Source organism: Lactobacillus colini (assembly GCF_017874575.1).
Lineage (GTDB): Bacteria > Bacillota > Bacilli > Lactobacillales > Lactobacillaceae > Lactobacillus > Lactobacillus colini.
In genome coordinates, this window is record NZ_JAGGLU010000002.1 from 65128 (window position 1) to 90426 (window position 25299).

Annotated in this window: 22 protein-coding genes, 2 pseudogenes and 1 riboswitch; of the genes and pseudogenes, 7 read left to right on the forward strand and 17 right to left on the reverse strand. The window is 35.8% G+C overall.

Translation table 11 applies throughout. The annotated features are described in order from the left end of the window. Positions 1-5 precede the first annotated feature (5 nt). Positions 6-68: pseudogene (locus tag J2Z60_RS11080) on the forward strand (helix-turn-helix domain-containing protein); the annotation flags it as partial. An 87-nt stretch (positions 69-155) separates the two neighbouring features. Then, the gene (locus tag J2Z60_RS02245; protein ID WP_209685985.1) at positions 156-1571 is read left to right on the forward strand and encodes a C69 family dipeptidase; all 1416 of its coding nucleotides are present in this window, start codon (positions 156-158) and stop codon (positions 1569-1571) included. Positions 1572-1711: 140 nt separating this feature from the next. Here J2Z60_RS02245 and J2Z60_RS02250 read toward each other — a convergent pair whose 3' ends face one another. After that, positions 1712-1921 carry a hypothetical protein gene (locus J2Z60_RS02250; protein WP_209685987.1) on the reverse strand — a complete coding sequence of 70 codons (210 nt, stop codon included), beginning with the start codon at positions 1919-1921 and terminating at the stop codon, positions 1712-1714. A gap of 492 nt (positions 1922-2413) precedes the next feature. On the opposite strand from J2Z60_RS02250, the gene J2Z60_RS02255 reads away from it, so the two are divergent. Continuing rightward, complete coding sequence (locus tag J2Z60_RS02255; RefSeq protein ID WP_209685989.1) at positions 2414-3514, forward strand: AAA family ATPase; 1101 nt, start codon at positions 2414-2416, stop codon at positions 3512-3514. A gap of 53 nt (positions 3515-3567) precedes the next feature. Here the strand turns inward: J2Z60_RS02255 and J2Z60_RS02260 are convergent, their stop codons facing one another. After that, positions 3568-4224 (reverse strand): HI_0552 family protein, encoded by a 657-nt coding sequence (locus J2Z60_RS02260; RefSeq protein WP_209685991.1) that lies wholly within the window; start codon positions 4222-4224, stop codon positions 3568-3570. Next, entirely contained in the window at positions 4224-5171 is a 948-nt protein-coding gene (locus J2Z60_RS02265; RefSeq protein WP_209685993.1) for a helix-turn-helix transcriptional regulator, read from the reverse strand. Before J2Z60_RS02265 ends, J2Z60_RS02260 begins: the two co-directional genes overlap by 1 nt. 75 nt (positions 5172-5246) lie before the next feature. Between J2Z60_RS02265 and J2Z60_RS02270 the strand changes: the two genes are divergently transcribed. Together J2Z60_RS02270 and J2Z60_RS02275 are read left to right on the forward strand one after the other, a co-directional pair. Next, the gene (locus tag J2Z60_RS02270) at positions 5247-5714 is read left to right on the forward strand and encodes a hypothetical protein (protein ID WP_209685995.1); all 468 of its coding nucleotides are present in this window, start codon (positions 5247-5249) and stop codon (positions 5712-5714) included. A 148-nt stretch (positions 5715-5862) separates the two neighbouring features. Next, a complete protein-coding gene (locus J2Z60_RS02275; RefSeq protein ID WP_209685997.1) occupies positions 5863-6846 on the forward strand; it encodes a C40 family peptidase in 984 nt (327 codons plus the stop codon). 62 nt (positions 6847-6908) lie between these two features. On the opposite strand, the pseudogene J2Z60_RS02280 reads toward J2Z60_RS02275, so the two are convergent. The 12 genes and pseudogenes from J2Z60_RS02280 to guaA all read right to left on the reverse strand — a co-directional run bounded on the left by J2Z60_RS02280 (position 6909) and on the right by guaA (position 19728). Then, a pseudogene (locus J2Z60_RS02280) lies at positions 6909-8655 on the reverse strand (ABC transporter ATP-binding protein). Positions 8656-8996: 341 nt separating this feature from the next. Further along, a complete protein-coding gene (locus tag J2Z60_RS02285; RefSeq protein WP_209685999.1) occupies positions 8997-9662 on the reverse strand; it encodes a hypothetical protein in 666 nt (221 codons plus the stop codon). A 197-nt stretch (positions 9663-9859) separates the two neighbouring features. Continuing rightward, positions 9860-11107 carry a tyrosine-type recombinase/integrase gene (locus J2Z60_RS02290; protein ID WP_245328684.1) on the reverse strand — a complete coding sequence of 416 codons (1248 nt, stop codon included), beginning with the start codon at positions 11105-11107 and terminating at the stop codon, positions 9860-9862. After that, on the reverse strand, positions 11107-11307 hold the full coding sequence (locus J2Z60_RS02295; RefSeq protein WP_209686001.1) for a DUF3173 family protein: 201 nt from the start codon (positions 11305-11307) through the stop codon (positions 11107-11109). Before J2Z60_RS02295 ends, J2Z60_RS02290 begins: the two co-directional genes overlap by 1 nt. A gap of 77 nt (positions 11308-11384) precedes the next feature. Next, complete coding sequence (locus tag J2Z60_RS02300) at positions 11385-12545, reverse strand: replication initiation factor domain-containing protein (RefSeq protein ID WP_209686003.1); 1161 nt, start codon at positions 12543-12545, stop codon at positions 11385-11387. Between the two features lie 130 nt (positions 12546-12675). After that, positions 12676-12954 carry a hypothetical protein gene (locus J2Z60_RS02305; RefSeq protein ID WP_209686005.1) on the reverse strand — a complete coding sequence of 93 codons (279 nt, stop codon included), beginning with the start codon at positions 12952-12954 and terminating at the stop codon, positions 12676-12678. Between the two features lie 44 nt (positions 12955-12998). After that, complete coding sequence (locus J2Z60_RS02310; RefSeq protein WP_209686007.1) at positions 12999-13493, reverse strand: FtsK/SpoIIIE domain-containing protein; 495 nt, start codon at positions 13491-13493, stop codon at positions 12999-13001. Then, positions 13483-13962: a hypothetical protein gene (locus tag J2Z60_RS02315; RefSeq protein ID WP_209686009.1), complete on the reverse strand. Its 480-nt coding sequence runs from the start codon at positions 13960-13962 to the stop codon at positions 13483-13485. The genes J2Z60_RS02310 and J2Z60_RS02315 overlap by 11 nt, the downstream gene beginning before the upstream one ends. Positions 13963-13965: 3 nt before the next feature. After that, the gene (locus J2Z60_RS02320) at positions 13966-14409 is read right to left on the reverse strand and encodes a hypothetical protein (RefSeq protein ID WP_209686011.1); all 444 of its coding nucleotides are present in this window, start codon (positions 14407-14409) and stop codon (positions 13966-13968) included. 393 nt (positions 14410-14802) lie between these two features. Continuing rightward, positions 14803-15879 carry a restriction endonuclease subunit S gene (locus J2Z60_RS02325; RefSeq protein WP_209686013.1) on the reverse strand — a complete coding sequence of 359 codons (1077 nt, stop codon included), beginning with the start codon at positions 15877-15879 and terminating at the stop codon, positions 14803-14805. After that, positions 15872-17938: an HsdM family class I SAM-dependent methyltransferase gene (locus J2Z60_RS02330; RefSeq protein ID WP_209686015.1), complete on the reverse strand. Its 2067-nt coding sequence runs from the start codon at positions 17936-17938 to the stop codon at positions 15872-15874. Before J2Z60_RS02330 ends, J2Z60_RS02325 begins: the two co-directional genes overlap by 8 nt. A gap of 236 nt (positions 17939-18174) precedes the next feature. Then, positions 18175-19728, reverse strand: a complete 1554-nt coding sequence (gene guaA, locus J2Z60_RS02335; protein ID WP_209686017.1) for a glutamine-hydrolyzing GMP synthase — start codon at positions 19726-19728, stop codon at positions 18175-18177. Between the two features lie 248 nt (positions 19729-19976). Then, positions 19977-20074, forward strand: a riboswitch (purine riboswitch). 74 nt (positions 20075-20148) lie between these two features. Here guaA and J2Z60_RS02340 point away from each other — a divergent pair. Together J2Z60_RS02340 and J2Z60_RS02345 are read left to right on the forward strand one after the other, a co-directional pair. Next, positions 20149-20724, forward strand: coding sequence for a xanthine phosphoribosyltransferase (locus tag J2Z60_RS02340; RefSeq protein ID WP_209686019.1), 576 nt, complete (start codon positions 20149-20151; stop codon positions 20722-20724). Position 20725: 1 nt separating this feature from the next. After that, positions 20726-22042, forward strand: coding sequence for a nucleobase:cation symporter-2 family protein (locus tag J2Z60_RS02345; protein WP_209686021.1), 1317 nt, complete (start codon positions 20726-20728; stop codon positions 22040-22042). A 132-nt stretch (positions 22043-22174) separates the two neighbouring features. Here the strand turns inward: J2Z60_RS02345 and J2Z60_RS02350 are convergent, their stop codons facing one another. Together J2Z60_RS02350 and J2Z60_RS02355 are read right to left on the reverse strand one after the other, a co-directional pair. Continuing rightward, positions 22175-23443: a UDP-N-acetylglucosamine 1-carboxyvinyltransferase gene (locus J2Z60_RS02350; RefSeq protein ID WP_209686023.1), complete on the reverse strand. Its 1269-nt coding sequence runs from the start codon at positions 23441-23443 to the stop codon at positions 22175-22177. A gap of 133 nt (positions 23444-23576) precedes the next feature. Then, positions 23577-25199 (reverse strand): CTP synthase, encoded by a 1623-nt coding sequence (locus J2Z60_RS02355; protein WP_209686026.1) that lies wholly within the window; start codon positions 25197-25199, stop codon positions 23577-23579. Positions 25200-25299 lie beyond the last annotated feature (100 nt).

Genomic DNA, 25299 nt, shown 5'->3' on the forward strand with positions numbered 1-25299 from the left:
TCTAAAAAATCTGCCAAATTCTCAATTGCCAATATAGTGACATCTTTACATATGTAGATAAAATTTAAGCCTAAACATTTAATTACTTTTCCCAAATTGCAATATTTCTTCTAAAATAGAGTTAAAGATTTTTTAGAAAAGGAATTAGTGATTAAATGAAACAAACTGAATGTACTACAATTCTAGTTGGTAAAAACGCCACTATTGATGGCTCTACCATGATTGCCCGTAGTGAAGATGGTGGTCGTACGATTATCCCCGAAAGATTCGACGTTGTTATGCCAGCTGACCAACCTAAACATTACGAAGCTGTTATTAGCCACCAGAAGATTGATGATGCTGACTTATTAGATAATCCTATGCGCTATACTTCAGCTCCTGACGCTTCTGGCAAAAATGGTATCTGGGCTGCTGCGGGTATTAATAGCGATAACGTAGCCATGACTGCAACTGAAACTATCACCACTAATGCTCGTATTCAAGGAATTGATCCTTTATTGACTGAAGGTGGACTAGGTGAGGAAGACTTCGTAACTTTAACGCTTCCTTATATCCATTCACCTAAAGAAGGTGTTGAACGTGTTGGCTACTTATTAGAGAAGTACGGCACCTACGAAATGAACGGCATGGCCTTCTCTGATAAGGATGAAATCTGGTACTTAGAAACTGTTGGTGGCCACCACTGGATTGCTCGAAGAATCCCTGATGATGCCTATGTTGTTGCACCTAACCGCTTAAATATTGATGAATTTGACTTTGAATCTGAAGACTTCATGTCCAGTAGCGATTTAAAGAACTTAATTGAAGAATACCAACTCAATCCAGATCAAGACGGCTACAATATGCGCCATATCTTCGGTTCAGCAACTATCAAGGATGCTCACTACAATAACCCTCGTGCTTGGTATGTTCACAAATACTTTGATCCAGAATTTAAGGGACAACCAGGTGATCAAGATCAACCATTCATCACTTATGCTAAAAAGAAGATTAGCATTGAAGATATTAAGTTCATCGAAAGCTCCCACTACCAAGACACACCATTCGACGCCTATGGCGATATGGGTACCCCTGAACAAAAGAAAACCTTCCGCCCAATCGGCATTAATCGAAACTTCGAAACTCATATCTTGCAAGTAAGAAATGACGTTCCTGCTGAAATCGCTGGTGTTCAATGGCTTGCCTTCGGTCCTAACACCTTCAATAGTATGGTGCCATTCTATACTAATATCACTACTACTCCAGCAAGCTTCCAAACTGGTCCTAAGTTCGACTTGAACAAGATCTTCTGGCTAAATAAGCTTGCTGCTCAATTGGGTGATACTAACTTCCGCGTTTACGGTGCCTTAGAAGAAGACTTCGAACAAAAATCCCTTGCTCAATGCCACAAGATCCAACATGAAACTGATAAAGAAGTTGCTGGTCTGTCTGGCAGTGAATTAGAAGCCAAATTAAATGAAGCTAACCAGAAGATGGCTGATACCGTTTATAACAACACAGTTGAACTATTGGGTAATATGGTCAACGAAGGTCATGGCTTGATGACTCTGAAGTATGACTTACTAGACTAATTAGCCTGCTAAAAAAACGTAATTCCTGAAAATGGAGTTACGTTTTTTGCTTTGAGAAATTATAATCTACACTATTCTATTGATAAAATTAAAAATCAGTTCAAATTAATGAACTGACTAAATAAACCTTCTCTACCTGATTAAGGCTGCTTTCCTTGACTACTTTGAGAACGGGACTTAAAAAGCCAACTATATAAAACTAATCCGACTACTACTGCTGCCACGCCTCCAAGAAAACGTGGAATCCAAACATTTTCAAAAAATCCTGTACAAATGTTACAGAAAAAAGTTCCAAACTTTGATGATAAAACTATCACGACTATCCATTTTAAAACCTCTATCGTCGTCATAATAAATTCCTCATATTAAAAAATGTAGTAATTATTTTTTATAAATAGTGTAACTCTGAACACCACGTGTTAGTCCATAATTACTATTAGCTTTCGCCTTACATCTTTAGCCTTCCGCCCAGACAGTTCCTTAAAGTTCGAACTTTACATACTAAGTCATCTAATAGTTCAAGCATGACTATTGCAGCTTTGATGACTTTGATCGATATGCACTTATACTTGCGAGGTTATTCTTAAATATTGTAATTAGGGATTAACATGTAATAATTAGAATTACACTACTTAGTGAGAATATTAATTACTACATGATTCTTTATTTATCAAATGTCAAACACTCAGTAAAATATAGTAAGCGTCTATAATTAAATTATAGCATAATTTGGTATCTTTCCTATTTTTTGCTTTTTAAAAGTTATAAAATAAAAATAAAGTTATAAAAAGTTATAAAATAAAAATAAAGTTATAAAAAGTTATAAAAAAGAAGGTGTCATTTTGAAAAATCCATTTAATCCAAGTTTTGGTAAAATACCGAGTATTTTTCTAAATCGTGATTCTTTAACTTCGAGAGTTGTAACCGAATTAAAAGATGGTGATTCTCCCTTTCAAACCTCTTTAATCTACGGTCAACGTGGCTCAGGAAAGACTACGTTAATGACTAACTTTGCCAATATTTTAAACCAAAAAGAAGATTGGCTAGTTATTGATTTAGTCTTAGATGATGACCTTCTGGATTCTTTAATTAATCAATTGCGTAATCGTCTAGCTAATCATACTTCCTTGCAAAATTTAGATTTAAAATTAGGCATTGGCGGATTAGGGGTTAATGCACAATTTTCGAAAAATAATCCTCAAAATTTTCAATCACTCTTTGAAAAATATTTATCACAACTAAACGCAGCAGGCATTCAGGTCTTAATTAATATTGACGAAATTGAGACCACTTCTCAACTTAGAAAATTAGTTAGTTGTTACCAAGTAATGCTAAGAAAAAATCTAAAAGTCTCACTATTAATGGCAGGATTACCTGAAAATGTTTCCGAACTTCAAAATGATAAAGTCTTAACTTTCTTATTGCGGGCTAATAGAATTGTCCTAACGCCTCTTTCTGCTACTGACATTATGGAAAGCTACCGCTGCACCTTCGAAAATGATGGTTATCATATCTCTCATGAAACTCTGCTTTACATGACTAAGCAAACGCTTGGCTTTGCATATGCATTCCAGCTTTTAGGTTATTATGTTTGGCGATTTTCCCAGGAAAATAAAATCAAAGAAATTACAATTCAATCCGTACAAGCGATATTAGATGATTATGTAGCAGACCTCAATCGCAATGTATATTTCAAGATTTATAATGAAATGTCTAACAAGGAGCAACAGTTTGTTCAGGCAATGGCTACCATCGACAAACCTAAAATTAAAGTACAACATATTGGGCAAATTATGGGCAAACCTGCCAACTATATCTCAGTCTACCGCAAAAAATTAATTGACAATCAAGTAATCAAAAGCTCAGGCTATGGCTATGTAAGCTTCATCCTGCCTTACTTCGACCAATATGTCAAAGATCAGATTCTACTAGACTTATTCTAAGCAAATTAAAACACGTAATTCTCAATAATGAAGAGTTACGTGTTTTTCTATAATTAAAATTTGCACTTCTGATACAAGGGCAATAAAGCTTGGATACCCGATAAGATATATTCTTCCATATTGTCTACCTTAACCTTATGTCTAAAGGCAAACTTCCCTACCAAGAAGCTAGTTTCACTTGCTCTCTGGTTAAACGAATTCTGCAAGTTAGTGTTATTCAAGTAGTCCGCTAAAGATACACGGCTATTTAAATCCATATCATCCTTATCCCAGACATACCAATTAGTTAAATCTATATCCTTGCTCCAAGCTGGAATCTCTGCTAGTAGCTGGTTGTAATCTGCAACATCGCCACTTCTCTTAGCACTTTGGTAATGTTGAAACATTAAATAAACTAGCAATTGATCCTTATCAAACATTACACTAATACAAGGATTATAATTAGCCCACTTCTTGAGGCGGTATGATGCCCAATAATGGTTACGTAAGTTCCAGCCGTTAGTCCAGCTTTCAACATGAACCTTGTCAAACAAGCCTTCTGGCAATTGGGTAGCGACATTTTGATTAACTTCTTTCCATACTTGCCAGACTTGCTTAAATTGCTGCTTCAATTCATCAACTTCTTGTGGTGTCTTTTCTTCTTTAATCTTTTTAAATGAAAAGTTAGGTTGGTCAAAGATCTGGTACATTTCTTCAGTTAATTTGGTCATTAGTGTCCTCTTTCTAATCTATTAAGGTCTAGCATAGACTTCAACTTGGCTAGGTACAACTTCTTGAGTGCAATTGGTTCTATTATCTTCACTTCTGGTCCTAAGCGCAGTAAGTAGTCAGTTAAGTAATCAAGCTCACGATGGTTAATTTTACCCGTCAAAAGATACTTCCCACCAGCTTCAATAATATTCATTTCAGGATATTCATCAAGCAAGAATAACTCGCGCCCTCTTTGACTGACTTCACACTTAAATGATACATCATAGTGAGCTTGATTATAACTAGCTAATAATTGGCGCAATTCAGAATGACTATAAGTAGCGTCTGACTTAATTATCTGACAATCAAGAATCTTATCACAACGCAAGATAAAAAAGCTCCTTAACTCCAGGTTATAAACCTTACAGAACCAATTACCCGATTGATAAAATAATTCATATACTTGCACCTTCTGTCTTGACTTAATATATTGGTCATTCTTTAATTCTAACACCAAGTCTTCTACTGCTGCCTTCAACAAAATGCCAAAATATTCTACCTTATGTAAACTAGGTTGCTGATGATATTTGACATATTGTTGTTGGACTTGGATCTTCTTCATGCTCTGTGGCGGAAGACTCTTCATCAATTTTTGATAGATTCTGTCATAAGCATTACTAAATGGTGTCGCAGATATACGCTCCAAGGCCTTAATCGCAAAGAAGATGGCATTTATCTCTTTAAAATTAAATCTAATTGGAATCCATAATTTATCATGAATTAACTTATAGGCACCATAACGGCCACGCTCAACATAGAACTTTAGTCCCATACTTTCTAAGTCAGCTACATCACGAATAGCTGTCCGTTCAGAAATTCCAAATTCATCTTCTAAATCTTGAAGATGAAACTCACTTCGATAACTTAAATAGATTAATTCTTGATTTAGTCTTTCAGATTTTTTCATCTTTAATCCTGTCATAAATTGTCAGTTATTAGATATATTATTATATTAACAAATAAATTTAGAAAGGTAATTTCTATGTCCGTAAGTATTTTAAACAATCAAACTACCAATTCAGAATTCTTAAAATTCGCTGTTGACGAAATTCACAACGTTGTAATTTCTACGGTGTCTAATAAGAAACTTCCTAGCGCTCAAGTATGTGACTTACTATTCACTCAAAACGGTAAGCTCTACATTACTACTAGCAAGAATAACCACCCATTCTTTGATGATTTGGATAAGTCTACTAATGTATTAGTTACTGGATATAAGGGCGATGGAACAATGGATTCTTGCGGCTTTTCAATTAATGCTAAAGTTAGAAATATTCACCAAGAATTATTAGACCTTGCTTTTGAAAAGAATCCGTATCTTTATGAAATATACCAAGATAATATTGCTAAAGCAAAGCAAGCACTCCAAATCTTCGAGATTACTCCTAAAACCGCCGGCTACTTAGACCACCGCACTAAGCCGATCTTTTATCGTGAATTTAAGTTCTAAATGCAACTTGTTATGCATCTGTAATCTAAAATAGCATCTCTTGTAACACATTTCACTTATGATATTCCTTGGCATGATTAATGGTGTATCTTGGTAGTCTACAGCATTAATCTGCCACCACATCACACAGAAAAAAGGAAACATTTAAATGAAATTACACAAGACCATATTATCTGCACTTGGCGCTGCCGGAATGCTGATGACAACCGCTAATACTGCAATGGCCGCTAGTTATCATGTTAAGGCTAACGATACCGTTAGCGAGATTGCTTATAAGTACGGTGTAAGTATCAATTCAATTGAGAAGTTGAATAATATCAACACCTCTACTCACTTGATATACGTTGGTCAGACTATTAAGATCCCAACTTCTACTAATTCAAGCTCTAGTAGCCAAGCATCTAACACTCAAGTTCCAAATACTACTAGTTCTACCAACCCAACTTCAATTACTATCAAGAGTGGAGACACTCTTAGTTCAATTGCTAGACGATACGGCACCACTGTAGCCAAGTTAAAGTCACTTAACAATTTATCAAGCGACTTGATCTATGCTGGTGCTAGCTTGAAGATTGCTGGTAATGCTGCTTCAGTTGTAAATCCAACTAATACAGTTAATAATTCAACTGTAAGCTCCACTACTAGTCAAAACAAACAACAATCCAACACTTCAACAAATGCAGCTTCTACTTCAACAACAACTACTGTCACTAGCCAGACAACGACAACTACTTCAACCAGTAAGCAGACCGTTTCTCAAGCTCCTAGTGCCTCTTCAGTTGATGTAAGCTCAATTACTAGTTATGCATTATCATTTCTAGGAACACCTTATGTCTACGGCGGAACTAGTCCGGCCGGCTTTGATTGTTCTGGATTTGTTCAATATGTCTTTAACAAGTTTGGCAAGAATATTGGGCGCACAACTTACCAGCAAGAATATGCGGGTACTAAGATTGACATTTCACAAGCACAACCTGGCGACCTCTACTTCTGGGGCTCTTACGGTTCAGCATACCATGTTGCCATTGCCTTAGGCGGCGGGCAATATGTAATGGCTCCTGCACCTGGTCAAACGGTTAGAACAGGTAGTATCCAATACTACACGCCATCATTTGCCGTGCACGTAAATTAATATTGTTTAATAAAAAATCCTTAGCCTCATTACCGGTTAAGGATTTTTCATTGTGCAAACTATTAGATATAGGCGTTCTTCTGCAAATTGTATAGATCTCTATATTCTTGATTCTTCTTCATTAATTCCTCATGCGTATCAAAGCCTGAAAGGCAACCCTGCTTTAGAAATAAGACCTTATCAGCATACTTAAACAGCTGAAAGGCGGTGCGTAACAAAGAAAATAGTCTTTCCTTGGTTTTCAGCTAGGAATCTTTGATAAATTTCATTTTCACTTCTTGCATCTAAAGCAGCTGTAGGTTCATCTAAAAACTCAACTTGAGCCTGTGAATAGAAATCTCTTGCTAAAGCTATTTTTTGCCATTGACCTCCCGACAAGTCAGTTCCGTTTGCGAATTCTTTACTTAAAATAGTATCCAAGCTCAAATCTTTATTAAATTCTACCTTATACAAAGATGACTTAACTAGCTGCTCATCACTTGATCGAAATACAGAAACATTATCAAATAAGCTCAATTTAAATTTAGAAAAATTCTGAAATGTGGCGGATAATTTTTGGCGGTAATTAAAGATATTTAAGTCTTTCAGATCAATATTATCAACTAAAATTTCCCCATTACTTGGATCATAGAAACGCATCAATAGTTTGATTAAAGTCGATTTACCTGAGCCATTTTCACCGACAATCGCAATCTTTTCGCCTTTCTTAACCATAAAGCTGATATTGTGCAGTACTTCTGTATCTGAAAAAGGATAAGTAAAACTAATATTTTTAATTTGATAGTCATGTATTGTCTGCAATTCCTGACTACCGTTCTCGAAAGAGTCGGTATAATTCTGAAATTTATTATACTTCTTAATCCAAAGCAGAGAATCATACAGCATACTTGTATCAGTTACTAAAACGCTAAGAGAATTAGATAAAGACGCTATAACCGAAATGAACATTAGTAGCACACCTACTGATAATAATCTAGCAGCTACTTGATGACTAAACCAGAAAAAGCCAATTCCAGAAACAATTACCAACAACGATAAAAATAAGGTACTAATATAAATTTGCTTAATGCGTACCTTGTCAACTTCCTTACGCGTACTCTTAAACAAAGATAAATAATTATTAATTATAGCCGGAAACATGTTAAAGAGTCGGACTTCCTTGGCATCCCGTCTACCTAATAGAACATCACTATAATAATCAAGCTTACGGGCATTTTTACTCCGGGTAACCATTGTTTCAAATGCTTCTTGCTGTACACGATAATAGCTGATACTTTGCGGTATCATGACAATAACCAGTGCCAAAGCAAGCCATAAATTATACCTACCAAGCAAAATTAGCATGAATATAAAAGTTAACAGCTGTTGCAGGATAGCGACTCCAAAGACTATTAAGTTCGTTGGTCGCCACATTGCATCATCTTTTAGCATCTTTAAATCGTCATAATAATTACTATCATCAAAAATAGCCAAAAATTGTAACTTTTGAGACTTTTTCATTAATGAAACGTTGATATATCCAGTTAGCTTATCTGTTAAAATTCCCTGAACTGAAGTCGCAATTGGCGGCAATAATTGAGTTAGAGCAGTAGCAATTATCCATATGATAAGCTGATTAAAATAGCTTTGATGATTAGATACTTGGCTGACAACTTCTTGAGCAGAATTAATTGCAATAACTGAAGCTAGTGCTTGAATTGGTGCAAGTAATACAACAAATATGGCTACTAGCTTGGCCGCTTTAAAAAATAATTTATATGTAGAAAAAAGCAGTAAAATATACTGCTTAAAAGAACTTAGTTTTTTCATTTACTTCTCCATAAGCTTTTTTATCTTGTCTCAATTTTAATATTTATGATTAAAATATACCATTAATATTAATTATTTGTCCATATATGGTCTATAGACCATATGTTTTTTTAAACTTATATTCGAATTTTTTAATATTTTATTTATTTCTGAAGATTTAGCTGTGTTACTGTTTAACAAATAATAATCGCGTTTTTCCAATAATTTATAGATTAACATCTCTGGATTTCTAATCTTCCTAAATAAAATATCTATCTTTCCAATATTTTCAGAAATAATCCCTCTATTTTCTATAATTATACAAAAAACTCTCAAGCCTTAAAACTTGAGAGCTTTTTCATTTAAAAAATTGAGAAGAACAAAATATTATTACCAACTTCGTTAGTATTGCCAACTTTCTTTTGCTCAGCTAGAGACTTTAGAACAAACTTCCTTTGCTTAGCTGGCAATTTTTTAGCAGCTTTAACAGCTGAATTAAAGTCTTTGAGATTCTTTTTATCTTTTAAGCTGCCACCGCGGGGATCGTCCGCATTGCTACTGTATCTCTTGGCAATTCTAGTAAGGTATTTTTTAACATTTTTCATCGACTTACTATTCAAATAATAGTATTCTAAGTCAGCTTGAGTTACCCAAGTACTATACTTTTTATTCTTAGAAGCAATTAGATATTCGGGTGCACCTAAGCCTTTTGACTTCATGTAGGCAATTTTTTCAATTCTGAACTTTACATTCTTTACTGCCCTGGTGCTAACAGTTTTAGCATTCTTGAGTGGAATGACACTCTTAGACAGCTTCTTATAGTTACCTTTGCCAACATACACCTTTATAGAAGAGTCTTGTTTTAATCTAACTATGTATCCTTGCTTGGTCAGGCTGGTATTTTTGATAGAAACATTTTGCTGCATTGAAGTTGACGGTGCTGCACTAACCATTTCTGGTGCTGCACTGATAATACTAGCAGAAGATACAAATAACGTTGCTGCAATCAATAAATTCTTGACTTTCATGATTATTGCCTCGATTTTAGAAAATTTAACGATCACTTTTTATCGTTTTTTTCTTTCAACAGTTATTCTAGCACCATCTAAAAAATGTGGTTAATGTAATTTCAAAAAAACTCTTCGATTGCAACAATCAAAGAGTATTTTATACTTATCAATATCTTATTCCCAAAGAATAAGATACGTTCCTTTTATATCAACATTTAAACTACTTTCTTCTTATTTTGGCATACTTTTGGCATACCATTAATTTTGTCACCACTAATATTTTGATTGCCATTAAAACTAACCTTTGATACCTTAGCTGGTTTAATCTTCATGCTTCCTTCCATTCGGGATGCAATAGCAACATCATTATCAGGAAACATATGGGCATAGTACTTTAAAGTTACCATCGGCGACTTATGCCCTAAACGATGCGCTACTGTTAAAATATCTGCCCCAAGTTCTGCAATGAGATAAGAAGCGTTAGAGTGCCTTAATCCTCTACCATTAATTCTAGGTACCTTAGCTATTTCTGCATACCTCTTAAGCCATCTACTTAAAGTAGACTTGTTAAGCGGACAATCATCAAAACTTAACACAAAGTCATATACACCGTTTTTAGCTTGCCGTACTTTCCACTCTTTCAATAATTGTAAAAGTTCATCATCAATTGTTAGAGTTCTTTTTCCAGCATCAGTCTTAGTATAAGGCTTAATTTCGTAATCCAATTTACTACGATAGTGCATATTATTAAAGATTCTAACTCTACCATTCTCAAGGTCAACATCAGACCACTTCAATGCAAAGCCTTCTGAAACTCTGCAGCCCATGCGATAGAAGAAAAGAAAAGTCATATAAATAGCATTTTCATAAAAGCTCTCCGTTGAAATACAACTCAATACCTTTTCAAATTCCTCTTTAGTCCAATATTTTTCTATAGCTTTGCCTTTAGGAACAGATTTAGTTCTAAGGGATACATTAGAAGTAACTAGATTAATTTCTACTGCATAATCCAAAGATTGTCTAAAAGCTGTATAAACAAGACTTACATAACTTTGCGAATATCCAGCGTCAGTTAAGAGCCATGTTCTATATTTCTCACAATCGCTAACAGAAATTTGTTTTAAGGGTTGATCACCCAAAAAGTCAATAGCTTTATCAAACATCCTGCTATGAGTGTTATAAGTTGACTCTTCAACATCACCTTTATACTTAGGTAAGAACTTATCTTTCATGAATTTGGCATAGCTAATATCATCAACAGCGATATTTAAATATTCTTGTTGTACTCTTTTAGCTTCTTCATAGGCTTTTTTAGCAGAAGAAAAGGGACGCTTTTGCGCATCCCTTCTGCCTTTCTTAAATCTTTTCTTTCCCTCAGAATTTTCACCGATAAAAATCTGATAAAAGAACTTTCCTTTTTCGTCAACGTACACATTAGGATAACGCGTTTTCATCCTTGCCATTATCTATCTTCCTCCTTAAGAGGAATACCGATAATATCAGCAATAGCTTTAGCAGGCACTAAACCTACTCTTTTACCATTATAAAAGCCATATCCCTGTTTTACTAGTTCTTTTTTAGCCAGACAAATGATTCTTCTACTTTGGCTCTGACCAAAGCCCATTTTTCTCAGGTCTGTGTAATCCAGTAGTATTTTTTTCATTTTGATCTTCCATATCTATCAAAATAAGCCGATAATGAAAGTGAACTATTTCATCTATGATATGTTCACTATAGATACTAGTCATTGCTTTGGTCGGTATGCCTAGTATCTTTTTCTTTATCCTTTTCAATTTCTTTTACTGCTTTATCTAAATAAAAATTGATCGTTTGGATATTAGGATGTTGCTTTATAATAAGCTCAAGATCACTCGTCATATTTTTGGGAATAGAAAAATGCTCTTTTCTATTTGGTTTGGATACATACTCAAACATAAATAGTAAAAAATCCGCTTTTCCAATCTCACCAAAAAGCTCAGACACTCTATAAAAAACTCCAGCTGCTCCACCTGTTAAAAACCACTTTAATTCCTGTACTAAACGATCAGTCAACCTAGGTTCAAGAGGTAAAATAGCACCTTTGCCATCTGCTAATCTACTTAATTGTTGCCAAAGTTTAATAGGTCTCTTATCACTATTAGTTAGTTGCCATTGCCCAATGATATATCCGACTAATTTTTGTTGAATAGCGTTTTTATCATCTTTTTCAGCAAAGGATGACAAATCTTTTAAGATTGCTTTAGCTTTGTCATGCTTGAATTCGCCTTCAATCCTAATCCAAGACTTACAAGCTCTTGCAAGATCTAAATAAGCAGCATCTTCTCTTGTTTGCTCAATCTTCTTATCATAAATACGAAGATAATTATCACTAGATCTAGATCCAACTGTAAAACCCGTCATTTTACGATCCTGACCATAAAACCTCTGGTTCTCCGTTTTTATTCGACGACCTAACCCATCTAAAACCAAAATTTTGCCAATGTCGACTTGCTGATATAAATCTTCAATTGTGAGATCACTATCAAAAATATCAATTGCATCATCAAAACGAGTAAACCATTTTGCATGATTTTCTGTCATAAAGCTAACTAGATTTAATAAATCAAAGCAATAACCTTGAAGTCGGCCTAAGCTCTTCCAAGCCTTATATCCTGTTGCAGTGAAATAAAGTAGAATTCCTTGAGACTTTCTTTTATCATTCCACATAATCTTTACTTGATTTTTATAAAAAGTAATAGCTTCAGAATAATAATTTAGTCCCCTACCTTTATTCATCTCACCCAAAACTTCCTCTAAATGAAGCTTTTCGGCATATGTAATAGCACTATCTTGACCACTAAATTTATCTATATAAGGTAAATTAATAGTTACTTGATCAACGGTAGCGAATATTTTTGTCATATTTGCTCGCCTTTCTCTATTTCGACATACCCACCTAATAGTAATAGTGGGTGTATTACTGAACGCTCTGCTTAGGGACGTTCCACTTGCCAGCCTCTGGCTGTCACCCTATCAGTAAAATTTAAAACATCTATGGCTCTTCCCAATAGTTTTCTTTTATAAACTTGTTTGAGCTACTATTTTCCTGTACCAATCTTTTAACGACCTTTGGAATATCTATTTCAGCCATATTCGGAAAATAAACTGGACGCGGAACCATTAGACCTGTATGGTAAAAAAGTCCAGCACCTTTGACATCCTGAGTTAACGGTAGAGATTTAGCATCTGTCATTGGGAATAACATGCGCTTTGTTTCAAGATCACTGCTATTAGAGGCCATTAAAAATCTGTTATTAAACTGTAACGTCATATCTCTTGAAATAATTTCTGCAGAAGGACGCTGAATACCAACAACTACCTTTTAGCGGCCGAAGCCGCGACATAGATAGATGCTTGTCTTGCAGCAACAAGAAGTTCGAAAAGATATCTTTGAATTTCACCTTTAATCTTTGGATCTCGGAGCAAAACAGCAAGTTCATCAATAACTACTACTACTTGCTGCACAGATCTACCATCCTCATCCATGTAGTCAGCTGCCGTTTTACCAAACTCACCAGAGAAATTCTCATATCTTCTTCTCATATCTTTAGTAAGCACACGCAACATACCCGCAGCTTGACTAGGGGTTATTGCAACAGGAAGAAATTTTTTTAAACTGGCAAGATCCGAGCCTTTACCGTCTATAACATAAGCCCTTGCACCAATACCACGTTGTGTAGAAAGAGAGCTTAGCAAAATATCAAAAATAGTGTTAGTTTTTGTACTTCCAGTAACCCCGCTAATTAAAATATGCGGTGATGCTTTCACGCTAATTTCACAATTTGACGAAAGACAAATTTTAAAAGTCATCTTCACTAACTTTCTCCTTTTGAGTATCTTCTAAGTCAATCCTATATACTACCAACCCTGGTTTTCTTTTTACCAAGTAAGCTGGTCTTCCATAAGCATCAGAAATCACACCAGCTAAATCAGTAATATTTTCAGCATTTTTTATCCCATTGGGGTCTATACTAATCAAAATATGACTCGAAAACCTTTTAACTTTGAAGTTAGCTGCATCTTTATATCTTCCAAAGGTATAGCTATCTTTGTTATCTGCTAGCTTTCCTGAAGTAGAAATTTTTTCAAGAGCTTTAACATCATCAGGATGAATCAAGCGATTTAATAAATCACTTATCCATTTATACTGACTTGCTGCTGCACATATAACTAAGGGAATAATCGAATGCGTAAAGCCCACTAATACTAATCCTATAACGGTACCAACTGTCAAAAGAAAGCCATTTAAGTGATAATGGTCGTCAATATTAAACCTCATACATTACTTTCCCCTATTTATAACTTGTGCCAACTGCTCAGGTGATAATTTAACAAAGCCAATTTTCGTGGCATTCAAACCCTCCATTGAATTGAAGGACCACCTTGAAATATCTTCAAATTTTACAATATAAAGGGTTTGGCTAAGTAAAAGTTGTAGATTTTGATTCTCAGAAAGAATACATTTTTGCCCCTTAACTTTTATTACTAACTCTGTACCTAACGGTAACAGTTCACTATTAAGAACCTGTACCGTGTAAACTGCACGATCAACTGAACTGGTTACTCCGTCCTTAGTCTCTTCAACTTGTTCAGTAGTACCTGATACAAGCTTAAAAATCGTTCCAATTGCTTTAGGAAGCATGGCATCCAAGGCACTTCCTACTGGTGTTCTCTTACTTTGAGACACCTCAGCAAACGTTGAACCTTCAACTGAATTTTCCGACATAAAATTTACCTCTCATCTAAAAATTTTTTGTTATCTTTTGACAGCAGATAAAGTTTCTCATGAAGTCAGTGAAAAAGGTTGCTTTTTAGAGGTTTAAAAAAATGTCATATATAAAACAGAGACTGCTTAACTTATTGATACTGCTAGACTTGTACAGATACATTGTTTCAATTTCATTTTATTTTCATATTGTTTAGTCTTTAAAACTGCTGATATATAAGCCATTCTGTTTTCAATTAAATACCACTCATAATTTGGTTTTTAAAAAATATAGCTTTATTACAGGTACAGCCGGTAATATGCATCGGTTAATGTTTTTTTAATAAAAAAGCCATTAAGCCAATAGACTTAACGACTTTCTAGTTTTATGTTTTCTATTCAATACAGGTAAATCTAACTAATTATTTTCTTTGTTTCATTTATTACTTCATCTTTATATTTAACAACATTCTTGATCGTTACCTTTTGGATAGCTTTAATATATCTCTCCATGTAGTCAAAATCTATATCTATAGTACCTGGTTTTACAGGTAGAGCGACCGTTAACTTTTTTAATTTATTCCAAGTCAGCATGTTTGAATAAGAAAATTTCTGCTTTAAAAAGTTTAACGCACCAATTAAGTAAATCCCAACCTCTTTATTTTTGATCACATCATCATCAAACGAAAAAACATGATTATGTGTAGCTAATTTATAACTAAAATCTCTGTAATAGCTATTACCGAAAAAATCTATCGTGATTGTATCCGCTGGAAAGATTCGTGCTGGTCTATCAGTTCTTCCTTTTATTCCTAGATTTGTCTCGCCACTATTTATAAAATACTCGCCTTTACCATTAACATCTCTTTGTTGTAAGTCTACATCGCCCTTCTTAGGTTCAGAAAATATTTCAGAAAATTTAAATTCATGAAATTCTGGCTTGTAGCTTAATACTTCTTTGTCTATATCGGTCAGTTGATAATCATCCAACCCCGTAACAGCTAAATAGTTAGCGAGTGCCTTCACTCGATCTTGTTCGAGTGCCTTCACTCGATCTTCCATATATTGAAAATCGATATCATTTGTTCCTGATACAACAGGTAGCGTTATCTTTAGCTCTTTTAATTTATTCCAAGTCAGCATATTCATGTATGAGAACTTACTTTTCAAGAATCGAAGTGCCCCAACTAAATATAGACCGACTTCCTTATTCTTTATTACATCATCATCAAATGAGAATACATGATTATGCGTTGCTAGTTTATATTCAAAATCTCTATAGTAAGCATTTCCCCAAAAATCAATTGTAATAGTATTAGCTGAAAACACTCTTGCTGGTTTACTAGTTCTTCCCTTTATTCCTAAGTTAGTCTCACCACTGTTAATAAAATACTCACCCTTACCGTTAACGTCACTTTGTTGAAGATCAACATCACCCTTGCCTGGCGTAGAGAATATATCTGATATTTTTATACTTTTAAATTCAGTCATAATTTTCACCATTCTCAAGCAGTTCGCTTACCTTCCAACTCAAATATTCTGCAACTACCTTTTTAAAGTCATCTTCTGTAGGTGTTGTATCAATGACTTGGTGCTGGCTAAATGTCCAATCATTACCATTTAAAGTAATTGAATCCTTAATTAATTTTCCATTAGCTTCAGTATAATATTCTGTCTTGGCTTTCTTACCTAAAAGTCTTGCTTCAACTTCTACGTATCTTTCCTTAGCATGATCAGTATCACGCAAGTTAACCTCTTGGCTAGACTTCTTACGATTTTGACGAGTGTAGCCATCTTCAGACATATCAATAAAAGTTACTAAGTCATCTTCTTCATGCGGTCTAGAAACTTTAAATAAGTAAATAGCAACTTGAACAGAAGCTTTACCACCAAATACATCATTTGGCATATGAATAGACGCTACCAAAGTATTATTTTTCAAAATATTCTTAGTATAAGGCAATCCGTTGCCACTACCAGCATTTTCTTGAATTAAGATAGCCGCATACCCTGTTGTCATCTGTGATAAAGCTTCTTCAACAAATACAAAGCCTTTACCATCAGCTGAGTATGGTGGATTAAGCAAAAATACCGTGGCAGGAAAGTTTAAGTTTTGATAAATATCATGAGAGTTATCTCTAAACATGTGAGTTGAGCCATCGCCCATCAGGATCATATTTAAAACAGCTAAAATATAAATATTACCAAGAATTTCAACACCAAGTAATTGATTTTCCTTAATATTTTGGATCTTTTGCTCTAACTTCTCATTATCCTGAATTTTGTTCTTAGCATCTTTAATCATAATATCCATAGCAGAAACTAGGAAACCACCACTCCCCATAGCCAAGTCCCAAACAAATGAGTCTTTGTTAGTTCTAGCAATATCAGCCATGAAGTGTGTAATGTAACTAGGAGTTAAAACAACATCATTAGCTGCATCATTATCAATTGAAACCCAATCATTTAATGAATTAAGAATTTTACCAGTAAAGTCTAAATGCAAATTACTTTCAAGCAGAGGAATAATATCTCTGCTAATTTGATCATACAAGCTTCTTATTAAGCTTTCTCCATTATTAGGCTTCCACATTGTTTTATTTTTAAAAACATTTCCCAATAATGAAGTTATTAAGTCAATTTTATCTTGAGTAGCATGACGGGCAGTTAAAAATGTTTCAATTTGATCAAGTATTATAGTTCCATCATTCTTTATTTCATTATCATTAGACTTTAAATCCGTTACTTCTAAACGCGCAACACCTTTAGTTTGTAGGCCTGCCATGATTAAGCCAGTAAAAACGTATAATTTATCATTAGTACTTAAAGTAGTCTTTAAAGATTTATCGTCATATAACCGTTGATGGATAGCTTTAATTTTAGATTCTAATTCATTTTCTGTATGAGCTTTAACCTCTTCCAACTCTTCCTCAGTAAGACTCAAGTTATCCAAAATAGAATACAATTTATCTAAATTATCTTGCTTTAGTAAAATAAATGACTCATCAAGTTGTTTTACATGGATTGGTACTCGATTATTTTTTTCTGAAACATAATAAGCTTTTTGCTCTGAATCAAGTAATTTACCATCATTTGACAACTTACTACCATTAATCCCAATAATTAGAACTTCATCATAATTAGAATTATCCAAAATAGCCTTACCATAATGTAACGCACCATTAGTTGCAAAGGTAGTAATTGCTGAATAGTTTGGATCACCTTTTTTATGAGGATTTTTTGCACCAGGCTTAGAATCTGTACCAAACTTAGTAACTTGGATAATATGACCATTCTTATCAAGCTTTTCTAACTTACCCTTACTGCCTTTAGCTTCAATCATTACCGGTATTCTTCGTGAGTTACCATTATCCAGCAACAACTTAATATCAGGATAATTGTTACCAATACCACCAGATTTTGACGTAGCTTGTTTCAAAGCATTATCAATTTCAGCATTAATCTCTTCTGTTTTCGCAAAATGACGAATTCCATATTTATCAAATATACGTTTGTAATATTCTTCTACTTTTTCTTCAACACTTGCCATAACTACAATCATCCATTCTATTTTGTCATTAAATCCATTATCTTTTAAAAATATAATTTACTCAAGAATAAATATTGCTATCTGTATAATAAAAACTCCTTAGCTTTAATAACTAAGAAGTTTCTTTTTGGCATACTTTTGGCATACTTCTACGCCAATTAATACCCTTTTATGTAGTTTTATATCCTACTAAAGCTTGATATATCAGTATTCCAATACTAACAAACATATCTACTTTATTCCCATTCAATAGTGGAAGGTGGCTTACTAGTTACATCATAGACTACGCGGTTGATGTGGCCACATTCATCTACAATTCTAGTTGAGATCTTACCTAATACGTCCCATGGAATCTTGGCAAAGTCAGCTGTCATCCCATCAATTGAGGTAACTGCCCGGATACCAATTGTATAGTCGTAAGTTCGACCATCTCCCATAACACCAACTGAGCGAATACCAGGTAATACGGTAAAGTATTGCCAAATATCTTTATCTAAGCCAGCCTTCTTAATCTCATCCCGCAGAATTGCGTCACTTTCACGGACAATCTCAAGCTTATCCTCGGTAACTTCGCCGATTACTCGAATACCAAGACCTGGTCCCGGGAATGGCTGACGCCATACTAAGTCATGAGGTATCCCTAGCTTCTCGCCTAATTCACGCACTTCATCCTTAAACAGCTTGCGCAATGGTTCAATCAGCTTAAAGTGCATATCTTCAGGCAAGCCACCAACATTGTGGTGAGACTTAATAGTCTGAGCCGTATTAGTACCTGATTCAATAACATCAGTATAGAGTGTACCTTGAGCTAAGAAGTCAATATCACCAAGCTTCTTAGCTTCTTCATTAAAGACCTCAATGAATTCCCTACCAATGATCTTACGCTTCTGTTCAGGATTAGTAACTCCCTTAAGCTTATTCAAAAAGCGCTCTTGAGCATTAACACGGATAATATTAACTCCCAAGTCCTTGTTCAAGGCTTGCATTACTTGGTCGCCTTCATCCTTGCGCAACATTCCATGATCAACGAAGATTGCAGTTAATTGATCGCCAATTGCCTTATGAAGCAGCGTAGCCGTAACGCTGGAATCTACCCCACCAGAAAGGCCTAAGATAACCTTCTTAGTACCAACTTGCTTGCGGATATTAGCCACTTCCATCTCAATGAAGTCATCCATAGTCCAGTTAGCTTCTGCCTTGCAGACTTTAAAAGCGAAGTTCTTCAAAATATCTAGCCCATACTCAGAGTTGCGTACTTCAGCGTGGAATTGGACGCCATAGAAGTTCTTAGCCTGGTTCTGGATTGCCGCAATTGGGCAATTGGCAGACTTAGCAACCACTTCAAAGCCATCAGGCACCTTAGTTACTAAATCACCATGACTCATCCAGACATATTGTTCAATTGGTAAGTCCTGAAATAATAATGATTCTTGATCAACTACATCAATATCAGCCCGACCATATTCAGAGTTATCAGCCTTCTCAACCTTACCGCCAAGGTCTTTAGACATCAATTGCATCCCATAGCAGATACCCAAGATAGGAATTCCCAATTCAAAGATCTTAGGATCTACCGTTAAGGCATGGTCATCATAGACACTATTAGGTCCACCAGAAAAGATTATCCCCTTAGGAGCAATCTCCTTAATCTTATCTAAGCTAATATCATGTGCCAAAAGTTCGGAATAAATCCCAAAGTCACGCAAGCGTCGAGTAATTAATTGGTTATACTGACTCCCGAAGTCTAGTACTATTATCTTATCGAAATCACGTAGATCAGTCTTAGCCACGCTATCCTCCTGAAACAAAAAAATAAAAATCCATCTCTTTTACTAAAAGACTTTACTAACAAAAATTAAATTGGTCAAGTAAAAAACGAATAATATTTTTATCAAGATATTTTTTGTTAGTTAAATTTGCTGGATAAAATATTAAGCTAACCTATGTTTTAAGCGCTTTTTGAATTTTTAATTAGCAAGAATAATTTTGAACTTTTTATTTTTTGGCTTGTTTATCCTAACTTCCTCTGTTACAATTACAGTCAAATATGTCAAAAACTTATATATCGTCGAAATAAGGTCGACAGTTTCTACCCAAAACCATAAATTTTGGACTATAGGTTATTAGTGCTGAGATTAGATACAGGACTTCTTTTACCTAAGGCAAGTGGGTGAAGGATGTCCTTTTTTTTGTTTTTACAGGAGGAAATAGTGAAGTTATTAGAAGATCGTATTCGCCAAGATGGTGAAGTACTGCCAGGGAATGTCTTGAAGATTAATTCATTTCTTAACCATCAAATCGACCCTCAATTAATGATGGCAATTGGGGAAGAATTCGCCAAGCGATTTAAAGATGCTGGGGTTACTAAGATCTTAACTTGTGAAGCATCTGGAATTGCACCTGCTGTTATGGCAGGATACGCATTAAGCGTTCCTGTGGTCTTCGCTCGTAAGAAGAAGCCATCCACTTTAAATGATGCTGTTTATTGGGCTGATGTCTTCTCCTACACTAAGAAGGTCACCAACAAGATCTGCGTTGAAGAGAAGTTCTTGAAGTCAGACGACAACTTACTAATCATTGATGACTTCCTTGCCCACGGTGAAGCGGTCAAGGGAATGATTAATGTGGCTAACCAAGCTGGCAGCAGTATTGCTGGAATTGGCGTAGTCGTTGCTAAGGCCTTCCAAGGAGGTAGCCAGTGGGTTACAGACCACGACTTACGCTTAGAAAGCTTAGCTAATATTGATAATTTTGATGATGGAAAAGTTCACTTTGTAGGAGAATAAAATGCAAAAAGAAGTCAACCACAAAAAAGCCGCTCTCTTAGGTCTGCAACACCTACTTGCCATGTATTCTGGTGCCATTGCAGTACCACTATTAATCGGAACAGCTTTAAAATTCAACAGTACACAGATGACCTACCTTGTTTCGATTGATATTTTTATGTGTGGTGTAGCCACGCTAGTGCAGCTATTGAGGAACCGTTACTTCGGGATCGGATTGCCAGTTGTGTTAGGATGTGCCATTCAAGCTGTTGCACCACTGCAAATGATTGGTAAGAAGTTTACGATTGGAACGATGTACGGTTCTATCATTGTAGCGGGAATTTTTGTCTTTTTGATTTCTGGTTATTTCTCCAAAATAAAAAAACTCTTCCCACCAGTTGTAACTGGAACCTTGATCACAGTTATCGGCTTAAGCTTGATCCCCGTCGCTGTTCAGAATATGGGCGGCGGTGATAGTACTGCTAAGAGCTTCGGTGATCCTAAGAACTTAATCGTAGCTTTCATTACTGTCGCAATTATCTTAGTCTTTCAAGTTTGGAGTAAGGGATTTTTGAAGTCAATTTCAGTTTTAATTGGCTTAATCTGCGGGACTCTGATTGCTGCGATGATGGGAATGGTATCACTTACCCCTGTTAGTCAAGCTGCTTGGTTCCACTTGCCACAACCATTCTATTTCGGTGCTCCTCGCTTTGAGTGGTCATCAAGCTTAACTATGATCATCATTGCCCTAGTTTCAATGGTGGAATCAACCGGTGTCTTCTTTGCCCTCGGTGATTTATTAAAGAAGGATATTAAGGAACAAGACCTCAAGAAGGGTTATCGTGCTGAAGCTCTAGCTCAAATTTTAGGTGGTATCTTTAATACCTTCCCTTACACTACTTTCTCTCAAAATGTTGGCTTGCTCCAACTATCTGGTATCAAGACTAAGCGCCCAATCTACTGGGCAGCTGGCTTATTGATGTTCATGGGCTTATTACCTAAGATTGGTGCCTTAGTAACTATTATTCCTAGTGCTGTCTTAGGCGGAGCAATGCTTGTGATGTTCACTATGATTGCCGTCCAGGGAATGAAGATGCTCAAGGGTGTTGACTTTGAAGATAACCGTAATATCTTGATTGTTGCTATTTCTATTGGCTTAGGGCTAGGAGTTACCGTCTACCCACAAATCTTCTCAGCACTACCAGAAACAGTCCAATTATTCTTAAGTAACGGAATCGTAGTTGCCAGCTTATCAGCAACATTATTGAACCTAATCTTTAATGGTAAGTTTAGCCATATTAAAGCTCACAACAAGAAGATTCTTGATACTAGTATTTAGTCTCTTATCTCATTTATAATTGTTAGTTCTTAAAAAGCCTCGCATAATGCAAGGCTTTTTCTTATTTGGCAGATTTCTTATTTTTTAAATTGCTAAATTTCATTATAAAAAAAGCGGCCTCTAGCCGCTTTTTTATTTGACATCTCTAATCTCAACATCTGCACCTAATTGTCGGAGCTTGTCTTCAACGCGATCATAACCACGTAAGATATTACCCGCATTGGAAATAATGGTTTCACCATCAGCCATTAAGCCTGCAATCATCAAGCACGCCCCCGCACGGATCTCTCCAGCAGATACATGAGCGCCATGTAAGGCCTTAGTTGGATGGATCAAGATAATATTATTCTCAACCCTAATGGCACCGCCCATCTTCTGCAACTGAGCAATATGACCGATTCGCTTAGGATAAATTGTATCAATAATAACTCCTTCACCCTTCTTAGCAGTTAATAGCAAGGGGGTAATTGGTTGTTGTAAATCGGTCGCAAAGCCTGGATATGGATCAGTCTTAACTTGAACCATCTTCAAGTCACCAGCCGGATAGACATAGATTGAGTCTTCATCAACTTCAGTTACAACTCCCATCTCTTCTACCTTAGCTAGATAACTATCCAAATGCTCTTCAATAATATTATGAATTCTGATCCCGTTACCAATACATGCCGCTAAAGAAATGTAGGTCCCAGCTTCAATTCTGTCTGGAATAATTGTATGTGGAACTTGTGCTCTTAATTGGTCAACGCCTTCAATACGGATGGTTTCAGTTCCTGCACCGCGAATTACGGCACCCATATTATTCAAGAAAGTTGCCAAATCAATAATTTCAGGTTCTTTAGCTGCATTTTCGATAATAGTCTGACCTTTAGCTGTTACTGAAGCTAAGATAATATTATTAGTTGCCCCTACAGATGGCATAGCAAGGTGTATCCTAGCACCATGTAATCCTTCCTTAGGAGCAGTAATAATTATCTGGTCATTCTCATTGTCAACTTGTGCACCTAATGCTTCAAAACCCTTAATATGTTGATCAATTGGTCTAGGACCGATATCATCGCCTCCAGGAAAACCCACAACAGCCTTCCCAAAACGACCTAATAAAGCACCCATAAAATAATAAGATGCTCGCAAAGACTTGATCTTACCTGCTGGTAATGGCCGCCTCTCAATACGAGTAGGATCAATTCTCAAGGTTGTATCTTGAAAATCACACTCAACGTCCATTTCACTAAGCAAATCCATCAAGTTATCGACGTCCGCAATCCGTGGCACTCCCTCTAATGTCACTGGGGTCCGTGATAATATTGACGCAGGAATTAAGGTTACTGTGGAGTTCTTAGCTCCACCAATCCATACGTCGCCCTTTAAGGGCTTTCCACCATGAATAATCATTTGTTTCATTGGGGAAACAATCCTCTTCATCTAATGTTATACCTAATGTATCAAAGTCTATCATATAGAAATTTAACCAAAAAAACAAGAGGAACAGCTAGTAGCTGTTCCTCTTGTTAAGCAAATTTAACTATTTTGCCTTTTAATTAAAATTTTTGGCTGGTAAATCACTAGCTGCACCGATAAATGCCTTGAATAACCCTTCAGGTCTTTGTGGACGACTTAAGAATTCTGGATGGTATTGAGCAGCAATGAAGAACTTCTTATCTGGAAGTTCGATAATCTCGACTAAGCGGTTATCTGGTGATACACCTGAAAAGACCATGCCAGCCTTTTCGAAGGCGTCACGGTATTCATTATTGAATTCGAAGCGGTGACGGTGACGTTCTTGGATAACATCTTGGTCATCATAAGCTTCACGTGTCTTAGTCCCCTTCTTAAGAGCAGCAGGATAAAGACCCAAACGTAAAGTTCCACCAATATCTTCAATGTCACGCTTATCAGCCATAATATCAATAATATTATTTGGTGTCTTAGGATCAACTTCAGCAGTATTAGCATCCTTCAAGCCTAAGACATTACGTGCGAATTCAACACTAGCCATTTGCATACCTAAGCAGATACCTAAGAATGGAATATCGTGTTCACGTGCATACTTAATTGCAGTAATCATCCCTTCAAGACCACGAACGCCAAATCCGCCCGGTACAATTAAGCCATCGGATCCTTCCATTAACTTAGCAATGTTATCTTCGGTAATGTCTTCTGCTTGAACCTTATCTACTTCAATCTTAGTGTCATATAGGTAACCAGCATGTTGAAGTGCATCAGTAACAGAAATATAGGCATCTTCTAATTCTACATACTTACCAACTAAGGTAATCTTAGTCTTGTGCTTCAAGGTCTTGGCACGTTCATCAAGTCGCTTCCAAGATTCCATATCAGCTTCTGGCTTAGGACTATCAAGATGGAGGAAGTCTACCACCTTCTGATCCATCTTCTGCTCTTGGAAGGCAAGTGGTAAGTCAAATAATGATGGAGCATCAATAGATTCAATAATTCTCTCTACTGGAACATCAGTAAAGGTAGAAATCTTATTCTTCAACTCTTGTGGTACAGACTTCTCTGCCCGAAGAACCAACATGTTAGGTTGAATACCAATTGAGCGAAGTTCCGCAACTGAGTGTTGAGTAGGCTTAGTCTTCATTTCGTGAGCTGCATGAAGATATGGTACTAAGGTACAGTGAATGTACATTACATTCTCTTCACCCACTTCACGGCGCATTTGGCGGATTGCTTCCATAAATGGAGTAGATTCAATATCACCAACAGTACCACCAATTTCAGAAATGATGACATCTGAATCAGTAGTCAAGGCTGCACGCATGATCTTCTTCTTAATCATATCAGTAATATGAGGAATTACTTGAACTGTTGCACCATGGTAGTCACCACGACGTTCTTTTTCTAAGACTTCTTTATAGATTTTACCGGTAGTAACATTAGAATACTTGCTAGTTCTAACATCTACAATTCTTTCATAGTGACCTAAGTCAAGATCGGCTTCTGTACCATCATCAGTGACATATACTTCACCATGTTGGTATGGATTCATGGTACCTGGATCAATATTAATATATGGGTCAAACTTTTGCATAGTAACCTTAAGTCCGCGGTTCTTCAATAAGCGGCCCAAGCTTGATGCAGAGATTCCCTTACCTAAAGATGAAACAACCCCACCAGTTACAAAAATATACTTAGTCATGCAGTGCTTCCTTTCTTATTAAAAAATTAAAACCTTCGCTAAAAACAAAAAAAGCTCCCACATTGGGAGCTAATTCGCACTTAAAGTGCCCATACAAAAT

Bases quoted from the DNA above. Each gene is read 5' to 3' on its own strand.
- J2Z60_RS02295 (WP_209686001.1), bottom strand. From the start codon at position 11,307: ATGAAAAAAATACTACTGGATTACACAGACCTGAGAAAAATGGGCTTT.
- J2Z60_RS02315 (WP_209686009.1), bottom strand. From the start codon at position 13,962: ATGAGGTTTAATATTGACGACCATTATCACTTAAATGGCTTTCTTTTG.
- J2Z60_RS02320 (WP_209686011.1), bottom strand. From the start codon at position 14,409: ATGTCGGAAAATTCAGTTGAAGGTTCAACGTTTGCTGAGGTGTCTCAA.
- J2Z60_RS02265 (WP_209685993.1), bottom strand. From the start codon at position 5,171: ATGAAAAAATCTGAAAGACTAAATCAAGAATTAATCTATTTAAGTTAT.
- J2Z60_RS02290 (WP_245328684.1), bottom strand. From the start codon at position 11,107: ATGGCAAGGATGAAAACGCGTTATCCTAATGTGTACGTTGACGAAAAA.
- J2Z60_RS02305 (WP_209686005.1), bottom strand. From the start codon at position 12,954: ATGACGTTACAGTTTAATAACAGATTTTTAATGGCCTCTAATAGCAGT.
- J2Z60_RS02355 (WP_209686026.1), bottom strand. From the start codon at position 25,199: ATGACTAAGTATATTTTTGTAACTGGTGGGGTTGTTTCATCTTTAGGT.
- J2Z60_RS02250 (WP_209685987.1), bottom strand. From the start codon at position 1,921: ATGACGACGATAGAGGTTTTAAAATGGATAGTCGTGATAGTTTTATCA.
- J2Z60_RS02245 (WP_209685985.1), top strand. From the start codon at position 156: ATGAAACAAACTGAATGTACTACAATTCTAGTTGGTAAAAACGCCACT.
- J2Z60_RS02345 (WP_209686021.1), top strand. From the start codon at position 20,726: ATGCAAAAAGAAGTCAACCACAAAAAAGCCGCTCTCTTAGGTCTGCAA.
- J2Z60_RS02260 (WP_209685991.1), bottom strand. From the start codon at position 4,224: ATGACCAAATTAACTGAAGAAATGTACCAGATCTTTGACCAACCTAAC.
- J2Z60_RS02325 (WP_209686013.1), bottom strand. From the start codon at position 15,879: ATGACTGAATTTAAAAGTATAAAAATATCAGATATATTCTCTACGCCA.
- J2Z60_RS02350 (WP_209686023.1), bottom strand. From the start codon at position 23,443: ATGAAACAAATGATTATTCATGGTGGAAAGCCCTTAAAGGGCGACGTA.
- J2Z60_RS02300 (WP_209686003.1), bottom strand. From the start codon at position 12,545: ATGACAAAAATATTCGCTACCGTTGATCAAGTAACTATTAATTTACCT.
- J2Z60_RS02275 (WP_209685997.1), top strand. From the start codon at position 5,863: ATGAAATTACACAAGACCATATTATCTGCACTTGGCGCTGCCGGAATG.
- J2Z60_RS02285 (WP_209685999.1), bottom strand. From the start codon at position 9,662: ATGAAAGTCAAGAATTTATTGATTGCAGCAACGTTATTTGTATCTTCT.
- J2Z60_RS02310 (WP_209686007.1), bottom strand. From the start codon at position 13,493: ATGACTTTTAAAATTTGTCTTTCGTCAAATTGTGAAATTAGCGTGAAA.
- J2Z60_RS02270 (WP_209685995.1), top strand. From the start codon at position 5,247: ATGTCCGTAAGTATTTTAAACAATCAAACTACCAATTCAGAATTCTTA.
- J2Z60_RS02330 (WP_209686015.1), bottom strand. From the start codon at position 17,938: ATGGCAAGTGTTGAAGAAAAAGTAGAAGAATATTACAAACGTATATTT.